This is a genomic window from Streptomyces sp. NTH33, from assembly GCF_003236365.1.
GTDB lineage: Bacteria > Actinomycetota > Actinomycetes > Streptomycetales > Streptomycetaceae > Streptomyces.
Map to the genome: position 1 here is coordinate 1 of NZ_POTZ01000303.1, position 8,626 is coordinate 8,626.

At 71.9% G+C, this 8,626-nt stretch carries 7 protein-coding genes and 1 pseudogene; 5 read left to right on the plus strand and 3 right to left on the minus strand.

Going from position 1 to position 8,626, the window contains the following annotated elements; genetic code table 11:
- On the minus strand, positions 1 to 709 hold a 709-nt coding region (locus C1I97_RS24990), incomplete at its 3' end, for a LysR family transcriptional regulator (protein ID WP_111005426.1).
- Positions 710 to 839: 130 nt separating this feature from the next.
- Here C1I97_RS24990 and C1I97_RS24995 point away from each other — a divergent pair.
- The 5 genes from C1I97_RS24995 to C1I97_RS25015 all read left to right on the plus strand — a co-directional run bounded on the left by C1I97_RS24995 (position 840) and on the right by C1I97_RS25015 (position 6,053).
- Complete coding sequence (locus C1I97_RS24995) at positions 840 to 1,511, plus strand: succinate dehydrogenase (RefSeq protein ID WP_111005427.1); 672 nt, start codon at positions 840 to 842, stop codon at positions 1,509 to 1,511.
- A 1-nt stretch (position 1,512) separates the two neighbouring features.
- Complete coding sequence (locus C1I97_RS25000) at positions 1,513 to 3,471, plus strand: fumarate reductase/succinate dehydrogenase flavoprotein subunit (RefSeq protein ID WP_111005428.1); 1,959 nt, start codon at positions 1,513 to 1,515, stop codon at positions 3,469 to 3,471.
- On the plus strand, positions 3,468 to 4,217 hold the full coding sequence (locus C1I97_RS25005) for a succinate dehydrogenase/fumarate reductase iron-sulfur subunit (RefSeq protein WP_111005429.1): 750 nt from the start codon (positions 3,468 to 3,470) through the stop codon (positions 4,215 to 4,217). Before C1I97_RS25000 ends, C1I97_RS25005 begins: the two co-directional genes overlap by 4 nt.
- Before the next feature lie 232 nt (positions 4,218 to 4,449).
- On the plus strand, positions 4,450 to 5,223 hold the full coding sequence (locus C1I97_RS25010) for a GNAT family N-acetyltransferase (protein WP_111005430.1): 774 nt from the start codon (positions 4,450 to 4,452) through the stop codon (positions 5,221 to 5,223).
- Positions 5,223 to 6,053, plus strand: a complete 831-nt coding sequence (locus C1I97_RS25015) for a lysophospholipid acyltransferase family protein (RefSeq protein WP_111005431.1) — start codon at positions 5,223 to 5,225, stop codon at positions 6,051 to 6,053. The genes C1I97_RS25010 and C1I97_RS25015 overlap by 1 nt, the downstream gene beginning before the upstream one ends.
- 62 nt (positions 6,054 to 6,115) lie before the next feature.
- Here C1I97_RS25015 and C1I97_RS42510 read toward each other — a convergent pair.
- Both C1I97_RS42510 and C1I97_RS25025 read right to left on the minus strand, forming a co-directional pair.
- Positions 6,116 to 6,331: pseudogene (locus C1I97_RS42510) on the minus strand (SMI1/KNR4 family protein); the annotation flags it as partial.
- A gap of 42 nt (positions 6,332 to 6,373) precedes the next feature.
- Positions 6,374 to 8,626: excinuclease ABC subunit UvrA (locus C1I97_RS25025; protein ID WP_258382725.1), on the minus strand; the 2,253-nt coding region annotated here is incomplete at its 5' end.

Here is an 8,626-nt window from a genome sequence, read left to right on the forward strand (position 1 = left end):
GTACGAAGCCCAGCACCGCGTCCATCTCGCCGCCCTCCACCGCGAAGTCCGGCTCGAAGCCCTCGGCGCGGCACGCGGCCACCGTCAGCTCCCGCAGGTCGTAGCCGTGCCGGAACATCACCAGGCGCTCCCCCTCCAGGTCCGCGACGCGCACCGTGCGCCGCCCCGGGCCGCCCGGCGCGGGCGCCTCCGGGGAGGAGACCACCACCAGGTCCTCGCGCAGCAGTTCCACCGTGGTCAGGGCGGGCGAGGGGGTGGGCAGCGGGAGCACGACCAGCGCCAGGTCCAGCGCGCCGCGCGCCAGCTCCCGCACCAGGTCGTGGGAGCCGCCCTCCTCGATCAGCAGCCGGATGCCGGGGTAGCGGTCGTGGAAGGCGCGCAGCACGTCCGGCAGCAGGCCCGTGCACAGGCTCGGGGTGGCGCCCAGCCGCACCCGGCCCCGGCGCAGCTGCACCAGTTCCTGCACCTCGTGCCGCGCCGTGTCAGCGTCCGCGAGGATCCGCCGCGCCAGCGGCAGCAGCGCCTCACCCGCGTCGGTGAGCGTGATGTTGCCCCGCGCCCGCAGGAACAGGTCCGCGCCCAGCTCCCGCTCCAGCGCCTTGATCTGCTGGGACAGCGACGGCTGGGCGACATGGACCAGCTCGGCGGCCCGGGTGAAGTGCCGGGTCTCGGCGACCGCCACGAAGTACTGGAGCTGCTGGAACTGCACCCCGCCAGGATACCGCTCGATAGCTGCTCCCTATCGAATCGAGCTGGACCATGTCTTTGACCGATGGGGCCTTTCGGCCCTAGCGTGCTGAGACATGGCACTGGCAACGCGGACGGACCGACGGCCGTCCATGGCACGCACCGTGTGGGGCTCGACCGTCGGCAAGAAGACCGTGATGGCGGTCAGCGGCCTGATCATGCTGTTGTACCTGGTCGTCCACATGATCGGGAACCTGAAGATCTTCTTCGGGGCCGGCGAGTTCAACCACTACGCCCACTGGCTGCGCACCCTCGGCGAACCGTTCATGCACTACGAGTGGACGCTCTGGCTCGTCCGGGTCGTCCTCGTGGTCGCGGTCGTCGCCCACGCCGTCTCCGCGTACCAGCTCAGCCGCCGCGACATCAGGGCGAGGCCCAGCAAGTACGTGCACTCCAAGCCCCGGGCGAGCTACGCCACCCGCACCATGCGCTGGGGCGGGATCATCCTCGGCCTGTTCATCGTCTGGCACATCCTCGACCTGACCACCGGCACCGTGCACTCCGGCGGCTTCCAGCCGGGCCACCCGTACCAGAACGTCGTGGACACCTTCTCCACCGGGTACGGCAACGTGATCTACATCGTCGCCATGCTGGCGCTCGGCCTGCACATCCGGCACGGCTTCTGGAGCGCCGCCCAGACCTTCGGCGTCGGCAGCCGCACCCGCGACCGTGCCCTGAAGACCGTCGCCAACGTCCTCGCACTGCTGCTCACGGCCGGCTTCATCGCCGTCCCGGTGGGCGTCATGACCGGAGTGGTGAGCTGACATGACCTCCTACGCCGCCTACACGACCGGTGACCCGGTCGCCGACACCAAGGCCCCGTCCGGCCCCATCAACGAGCGCTGGGACAAGCGCCGTTTCGAGGCCAAGCTGGTCAACCCCGCCAACCGGCGCAAGCACACGGTGATCGTCGTCGGCACCGGCCTCGCCGGCGGCGCGGCGGGCGCCACCCTGGCCGAACAGGGCTACCACGTCGTCCAGTTCTGCTACCAGGACTCCCCGCGCCGCGCCCACTCCATCGCCGCGCAAGGCGGCATCAACGCGGCGAAGAACTACCGCAACGACGGCGACTCCGTCCACCGCCTGTTCTACGACACCGTCAAGGGCGGCGACTTCCGCGCCCGCGAGTCCAACGTGCACCGCCTCGCCCAGATCTCCGTGGAGATCATCGACCAGTGCGTGGCGCAGGGCGTGCCGTTCGCCCGCGAGTACGGCGGCCTGCTCGACACCCGCTCCTTCGGCGGCGTCCAGGTCTCCCGCACCTTCTACGCCCGCGGCCAGACGGGCCAGCAGCTCCTGCTCGGCGCCTACCAGGCGCTGTCCCGGCAGATCGCCGCCGGCAACGTCGAGATGCACCCGCGCACCGAGATGCTGGACCTGATCGTCGTCGACGGCCGGGCCCGCGGCATCGTGGCCCGCGACCTGATCACCGGCAGGATCGACACGTACTTCGCCGACGCCGTCGTCCTCGCCTCCGGCGGCTACGGCAACGTCTTCTACCTGTCGACCAACGCCATGAACTCCAACGCGACCGCCGTCTGGCGGGCGCACCGGCGCGGCGCCTACTTCGCCAACCCCTGCTTCACCCAGATCCACCCCACCTGCATCCCGCGCACCGGCGACCACCAGTCCAAGCTCACCCTGATGAGCGAGTCGCTGCGCAACGACGGCCGTATCTGGGTGCCCAGGGCCAAGGGCGACACCCGCCCGCCGAACGAGATCCCCGAGGACGAGCGCGACTACTACCTGGAGCGCATCTACCCGTCCTTCGGCAACCTCGTCCCGCGTGACATCGCCTCCCGCGCCGCGAAGAACGTCTGCGACGAGGGCCACGGCGTCGGCCCCGGCGGCCAGGGCGTGTACCTGGACTTCGCGGACGCGATCCGGCGGATGGGCAGGAAGGCCGTCGAGGCCAAGTACGGCAACCTCTTCGACATGTACCAGCGGATCACCGACGAGGATCCGTACGAGGTGCCGATGCGGATCTACCCCGCCGTGCACTACACGATGGGCGGCCTGTGGGTCGACTACGACCTGCAGACCACGATCCCCGGTCTGTTCGCGATCGGCGAGGCCAACTTCTCCGACCACGGCGCCAACCGCCTCGGCGCCTCCGCGCTGATGCAGGGCCTGGCCGACGGCTACTTCGTCCTCCCGGCCACCATCAACGACTACCTGGCCCGCAACCCGCGCAGGTCCGCCGCCGACGACGTCACCGACGACCACCCGGTCGTGCAGGAGGTCCTCGCCGAGACCGAGGACCGCCTCAACCTGCTCCTCGCCGTCGACGGCGACCGCACCCCCGACTCCTTCCACCGCGAACTCGGCGAACTCATGTGGGAGTTCTGCGGCATGGCCCGCACCGACGCCGGCCTGCGCAAGGCCCTGGAGCGCATCCCCGAGATCCGCGAGGAGTTCTGGCGGCGCATCAAGGTCCCCGGCACCGGCGAGGAACTCAACCAGTCCCTGGAGAAGGCCAACCGCATCGTCGACTACCTGGAGCTCGCCGAGCTGATGTGCCTCGACGCCCTGCACCGCTCCGAGTCCTGCGGCGGCCACTTCCGCGAGGAGTCCCAGACCCCCGACGGCGAGGCGGCCCGCAGGGACGACGAGTTCGGCTACGCGGCGGCCTGGGAGTTCACGGGCACGGGCGAGGCCCCGACCCTGCACAAGGAAGACCTGGTCTTCGAGTACGTCCACCCCACCCAGCGGAGCTACGCATGAAGCTCACCCTGCGCGTCTGGCGGCAGAAGAACGCCGGCGCCGACGGCGCCATGTCCACCTACGAGGTGGACGACATCTCGCCCGACATGTCCTTCCTGGAGATGTTGGACGTCCTCAACGAACAGCTCATTCTCTCCGGCGAGGACCCCGTCGCCTTCGACCACGACTGCCGCGAGGGCATCTGCGGCGCGTGCAGCCTGGTCATCAACGGCGACGCGCACGGCCCCGAGCGCACCACCACCTGCCAGCTGCACATGCGGTCCTTCAAGGACGGCGACACGATCGACGTCGAGCCGTGGCGGGCGGCCGCCTTCCCGGTGGTGAAGGACCTGGTGGTCGACCGCTCGGCCTTCGACCGCATCATCCAGGCCGGCGGCTACATCACCGCCCCCACCGGCTCCGCGCCCGAGGCCCACGCCACGCCCGTACCGAAGCCGGACGCCGACTTCGCCTTCGAGCACGCCGAGTGCATCGGCTGCGGCGCCTGCGTGGCCGCCTGCCCCAACGGCGCGGCGATGCTCTTCACCTCCGCCAAGATCAACCACCTCAACGTCCTGCCGCAGGGCGCCCCCGAGCGCGAGAGCCGCGTCCTGGACATGGTGGCCCAGATGGACGAGGAGGGCTTCGGCGGCTGCACCCTGGCCGGCGAGTGCGCCACCGCCTGCCCGAAGGGCATCCCCCTGATGTCGATCACCAGCATGAACAAGGAGTGGCTGCGCGCGACCCGCAAGGCGTCCAAGGGGTAACCGCGCGCGGTTCGGAGAAACGTTCGCCGAGGGGGCGGACGGGCGGGGCCGGGAGTGGTGCTCATCCCCGGCCCCGTTTCGGATTTCACCCACGCCGTTCAACATCCTCACATCCAGCCTCTCCGCGCCGGTCACGCACAGGTCAGCGGGCCTGGGGAGAACAGGACCGGCAGACCGTACGCCAGGTCTGCCCCCCGTCCCTCGTCCCCCGGACCGTGACCAGGAGAGAGCCATGACCGGCGTCACCACGCTCGAAAGCCCCCCGCAGTCGACGTCGCCCGCCCGCTACACCGTCACCCTCGCCCGCGACGAGGCGGACGTGCGGGCCGCGCAGCGGCTGCGGTACGACGTCTTCGCCGGGGAGATGGGCGCCCTGCTGCCCACCCCGCAGCCCGGCCACGACGTCGATCCCTTCGACGCCTACTGCGACCACCTGCTCGTGCGCGACACGCTCACCGGGCAGGTCGTCGGCACCTACCGGCTGCTCCCGCCGGAGCGGGCCGCGATCGCCGGACGGCTGTACGCGGAGAACGAGTTCGACCTGACGCCGCTCGACGCGATCCGCCCCGGCCTGGTCGAGGTGGGCCGCTCCTGCGTGCACCCCGACCACCGCGACGGCACGGTCATCGGCCTGATCTGGGCCGGCCTGGCCCGCTACATGGTGGACCGCGGCCACGAGTGGCTGGCGGGCTGCTGCTCGATCCCGCTGGCCGACGGCGGCGCGCTCGCCTCCGCCACCTGGGACCGGGTGCGCGCCAAGTACCTGGCACCCCAGGAACACCGGGTACGCCCGCTGCTGCCGTGGATCCCGCAAGCGGCCGCCCGGCCCGCCGCCCGCACCGAACTGCCCGCCCTCCTGCGCGGCTACCTCCGCCTCGGCGCCCGGGTCTGCGGCGAGCCAGCCCACGACCCGGACTTCGGGGTCGCCGACCTGTACGTCCTGCTGTCGATGCGCTCGGTCAGCCCGCGCTACCTGCGGCACTTCCTCTCCCTCATACCGGCCTGATGAGCACCTGGCTGCCCAGCGCGCCCTGCACCCCGAGGGCGTGCGTGGAAGCGACGGGGCCGTCGGCGGCCGTACCGCGCGCCGTACTGCGACTGACGCTGGTCGCGGCACTGGTCCTGACCGGGGCCGTCCTCTCACCGCTCGGCCGGGGGTGCCCCCGCTTGCGGGGGAAGATCCCTGCCGCCTGGACCAGACGCTGGTGCCGCGCGATCGTACGGGCCTCGGGGGTCCGCCTCCGCATCACCGGCACCGCCCCGCCCACCGGGGGCCTTCTCCTGGTCGCCAACCACATCTCCTGGCTGGACATCCCGCTGCTGGCCGCGGTGCGCCCGGCCAGGATGCTCGCCAAGACGGAGATCCGCCGCTGGCCGGTGGCGGGCGCGCTCGCGGCACGCGGCGGGACCCTGTTCATCGAACGGGACCGCCCGCGCGCCCTCCCGGACACGGTCGCCCGCATCGCCGGGGCACTGCGCGAGGGCACCGCGGTCGCCGCCTTCCCTGAGGGCAGCACCTGGTGCGGCCGCGCCCAGGGCCACTACCGCCGGGCCGTCTTCCAGGCCGCCCTGGACGCCGGCGTCCCGGTCCAGCCGGTCCGCATCCGCTACCGCCTGGCCGGGGGAGCGGCTGCCACTGCCCCGGCCTTCGTCGGCGACGACTCCCTGCTCGCCTCCCTGTGGCGGGTGGCGACGGCACGCGGCCTGGTCGCCGAGGTCGAGGTACGCCCCGCCATCCCTCCAGGCACCTGTCCGGACCGCCGCGCCCTGGCCCGCGCGGCCCAGCAGGACCGGGCGACCGAGCCCTGCTGGACGCACGCGGCGCTGATGGCGTAGCTGGTGGCGTAAGGCCGGCCGGCGCCGGTCCTGCGGACGGGAAAGACGCCGTAGGCGGGACCGGCACCGCCCGCGCCCACGGTGACGAGGAACCGCCGGTAGTCCTCGGGCAGCCGCACCCCGATCTGCGCCTCAAGATCGGCGAGTTCCGCCGCCGTCAGTGGTTCCTTGAGACGGAAGCCGTGCCCGTGTACGCCGAACACCCCCGCGCTCTCGGCACGCGCGCCGAGCGCCGTGACGCGCTCGCGGACCCCCGCCCATGTCTGCTGCTCAGGCATGCGCGGATCGTACGGCTCACCACTGGCAGTCGCCCGGACGCCTCAGCGGTCTCCGCGCATCTCCCGCGCGAGATAGGGAGCCGTGGCGCTCCCCTCCGCCCGGGCCACGGCCTCCGGCGGGCCGGCCGCCACGATCCGGCCGCCCTCGTCGCCGCCGCCCGGCCCGAGGTCGACGACCCAGTCGGCGCCGGCCACGACGGACATGTCGTGCTCGACGACGATCACGGTGTGACCGGCGTCCACCAGCCCGTGCAACTGCCGCATCAGGACTTCCACGTCGGCCGGGTGGAGGCCGGTCGTCGGTTCGTCGAGGAGGTAGAGGGTGTGGCCGCGGCGCCCGCGCTGCAGCTCGCTCGCCAGCTTGATGCGCTGGGCCTCGCCGCCCGACAGTTCGGTCGCCGGCTGGCCGAGGCGCAGATAGCCGAGGCCCACGTCGAGAAGGGTGCCGAGGCTGCGGGCGACGGCCGGGGTGTCGGCGAAGAACTCCGCGGCGCTCTCCACCGTGAGGTCCAGCACCTGTCCGATGTTCCGCCCGTGGTACGTCACTTCGAGCGTCTCGGGGTTGTAGCGCGCCCCGCCGCAGGCCGGACACGGCGCGTACGTGCTCGGCAGGAACAGCAGCTCCACGCTCACAAAACCCTCGCCCTGACAGGTCTCGCACCGCCCGCCGGCCACATTGAAGGAAAACCGCCCGGCCCCGTAACCGCGTGCACGCGCCTCGTCGGTGCCCGCGAACACCTTCCGTACGACGTCGAACAGCCCGGTGTACGTGGCGAGGTTGGAGCGAGGGGTGCGCCCGATCGGCTTCTGGTCCACTGAGACCAGCCGCCCGACACCCGCCAACTCCTCCGTGATCTCACCGATGAGCGTGGACTTCCCGGACCCCGACACCCCCGTGACCGCGCTGAAGGCGCCGAGCGGGAACTCGGCCGTCACCCCGCGCAGGTTGTGCCGGTGAACCGGTCCCACCTTCAACTGTCCCTGGCCACGTCGCACTTCGCGCACGGGTGCGGGAGAGCGGTCGAACAGGAACCGAGCCGTCGCCGACTCCTCCACCCCCGCCAACTCGGCCACCGGCCCGCTGTGCAGTACCCGCCCGCCGTGCTCCCCGGCCAGCGGACCCACATCGACCACCCAGTCGGCACCGCGCACCACCTCCAACTGGTGCTCGACCACGAAGAGCGAGTTGCCCGCCGCCTTGAGCCGCTGCAACACCGTGAGCAGGGCCTCGGTGTCCGCCGGGTGCAGCCCCGCCGACGGCTCGTCGAGGACGTACACCACCCCGAACAGCCCGGACCGCAGCTGGGTGGCGAGCCGCAACCGCTGCAACTCGCCCGTCGAGAGCGTGGGCGTGGTCCGGTCCAGGCTGAGGTAGCCGAGACCCAGCTCGACGACGGGCTCGATACGGGACCTCAGGTCCCCGGTGAGGACGCGGGCCACTTCGGAGGTGCCCTGGAGAGTGCCGGCCAGCTCGGCCAGCGGCAGCGCGGCCAGTTCGGCGATGGAGCGCCCCGCGAAGGTCACGGCCAGCGCCTCGGGCCGCAACCGGCTGCCGCCGCAGGCAGGGCAGGGTGCGGAGACGAGAAAGCGCTCGGCCTTCGCGCGCAGCGCCGCGCTCTTCGAATCGGCGAACGTCTTCATCACATACCGCCGGGCACTCATGTACGTGCCCTGGTACGGGCCATGGATCCGGTCGGCATCCCGCACCGGATGCACGGTCACCACCGGCTGCTCGTCCGTGAACAGGATCCACTCCCGCTGCTCGGCCGGCAGCTCACGCCACGGCCGGTCGATGTCGTACCCCAGCGCGTCGAGAATGTCCCGCAGATTCTTGCCGTGCCAGGCACCGGGCCACGCGGCGATCGCCCCCTCCCGGATGGACAGCGACGGATCGGGCACCAGCAGCGCCTCGTCCGTCCGGTGCACCCGCCCCAGCCCGTGGCACTCCGGGCAGGCCCCGGCCGCCGTGTTCGGCGAGAACGCGTCCGAGTCCAGCCGCTCGGCCCCTGCCGGATAGTCCCCGGCCCGGGAGAACAGCATCCGCAGCGAGTTGGACAGGTTGGTGACGGTCCCGACCGAGGACCGCGAGGTCGGCGCCGCCCGCCGTTGCTGCAGCGAGACGGCCGGCGGCAGCCCGGAGATCTCCCCCACCTTCGGCGCCCCGACCTGATGGATCAGCCTGCGCGCATACGGCGCCACCGACTCGAAATACCGCCGCTGAGCCTCCGCGTAGATCGTCCCGAACGCCAGCGACGACTTCCCCGACCCCGACACCCCCGTGAACACCGCCAGCAC

Bases quoted from the DNA above. Each gene is read 5' to 3' on its own strand.
- C1I97_RS24995 (WP_111005427.1), top strand. From the start codon at position 840: ATGGCACGCACCGTGTGGGGCTCGACCGTCGGCAAGAAGACCGTGATG.
- C1I97_RS25000 (WP_111005428.1), top strand. From the start codon at position 1,513: ATGACCTCCTACGCCGCCTACACGACCGGTGACCCGGTCGCCGACACC.
- C1I97_RS25005 (WP_111005429.1), top strand. From the start codon at position 3,468: ATGAAGCTCACCCTGCGCGTCTGGCGGCAGAAGAACGCCGGCGCCGAC.
- C1I97_RS25010 (WP_111005430.1), top strand. From the start codon at position 4,450: ATGACCGGCGTCACCACGCTCGAAAGCCCCCCGCAGTCGACGTCGCCC.
- C1I97_RS25015 (WP_111005431.1), top strand. From the start codon at position 5,223: ATGAGCACCTGGCTGCCCAGCGCGCCCTGCACCCCGAGGGCGTGCGTG.